Origin of the sequence: Polyangium fumosum, from assembly GCF_005144585.1 — a bacterium.
Lineage (GTDB): Bacteria > Myxococcota_A > Polyangia > Polyangiales > Polyangiaceae > Polyangium > Polyangium fumosum.
In genome coordinates, this window is record NZ_SSMQ01000182.1 from 1 (window position 1) to 1,527 (window position 1,527).

A 1,527-nucleotide genomic window follows, 5' to 3' on the forward strand; every position below is an offset into this window, starting at 1 on the left:
AGATCGTGACCTTCATCAAGGCCCCGGATATGTACAACGCGCTTGAGGCGGGGCAGATCCAAGCCATCATCAACGACCTTCCGATCTCCGAGGACGTGGTCGAGAGGAAGCCCGATCTGAAGATCGTCCAGCGGATCGACAATGGCGAAAAATACGCATTCGCCGTCCACAAGGAGAACCTCGCGCTCCTCCAGGGCATCGACCAGGCGCTCGAGAACCTCTTCGCCGACGGCACCTACAAGGCGATCTTCACCAAGTATTTTCCCAGGCAGCAGCTCCCGTCTCATGTGGAGGAGGCGACGGCCGTACCCTTCTCCGGCTGCCCCTCGCTATCGACCGTGCAGCCGAAGATGTTGACGATCGGATCGGACCTCCCCTATCCTCCTTTCGAGTTGTTCACCGAGAGCGGCGAAACGACGGGATTCGATGTCGAGCTCATCGAAGCCATCGCCAAGGAGCTATGCCTGACCCCGAAGTGGGTCAACTCGAACTTCGACACCATTTTCACGAGCCTCTCGGCGGGCAGGTTTGACGTGGTCGCCGCGGCAGTGACCGCGTACGCCCCAGTGGGCTCTCCCTCGTACGCCACGGTGAAGGCCCGACAGAAAATCGTGTCATTCACGAAGCCCTATTATTCAGCCCTGCAGTCGCTGACGGTGAAGGCGAGCGGTTGAGCGCGCATGAACCGGATACCAGCGCCGCATCCGATTCGAGGGATCGCCGCGCTCCGCGAGGAGAGCCGGCCCCTCGGGCTGGTGAGCGCCCTCGTCGGGGGGCTCGCCCTCGCGATCGTGCTTGGGGGCACGGCATCCGTGCTGACCGAATACGGGATCCAGCGCGAGGACCGGATCGCGGCCGCGCTGCAATCGATCGAGCTCTTCACGATCCTCGTGTTCGGGAGCCTGCTCGGCGCGGGCGCCACGGCGCTCGGCTTCGGGACCTACCGGCGCATGCCGACCCGGGTGTCACGGGAAGAGGCGATCGCCGGGGCGGTGCTGGGCCTTCAGGCCGCCCTCTGCGGCCTCGCCCTCCTCTGGTTCATCCAGGGCGACATGGAGAGGTTCGCCCGTAACTTCCTGAGCTTCGAGCAGATCGTACCGCACTACGAGGCCTTCCTGAACGGAGCCAAAAATACGCTTCTCCTGGCCGGCGCGGGCGAGCTCTTCGGGGTGATCCTCGGCCTCGTCCTCTCGGTGTTCACGATTTCCAAACGAGCGGTCGTACGGGCTCCGGTGCGCGTGTACATCAACCTCTTTCGAGGGACGCCGCTCCTGCTCCAGCTCTCTCTGATCTATTTCGGCCTGGCCCTCGGGCTCGGCGTGAACATGTCCGCCTACACCGCCGCCATCCTGGCCTTCTCCCTCAACACCGGCGCATACTCCGCGGAGGTGTTCCGGGCTGGTATCCAGTCGATCGAGCGCGGCCAGATGGAAGCGGCCCGGGGCCTCGGGCTCGGCTACATGCAATCGATGCGGTACGTCATCGTTCCCCAGGCCGTGCGGCGGGTCATCCCGCCCCTCATGAACG

2 protein-coding genes are annotated in these 1,527 nt (G+C 64.1%); both read left to right on the forward strand.

Going from position 1 to position 1,527, the window contains the following annotated elements:
* The coding region (locus tag E8A74_RS51600) for a transporter substrate-binding domain-containing protein (RefSeq protein WP_136936578.1) at nucleotides 1-674 on the forward strand (674 nt) is incomplete at its 5' end.
* A 6-nt stretch (nucleotides 675-680) separates the two neighbouring features.
* A partial coding sequence (locus tag E8A74_RS51605) for an amino acid ABC transporter permease (RefSeq protein ID WP_136936579.1) occupies nucleotides 681-1,527 on the forward strand: 847 nt, incomplete at its 3' end.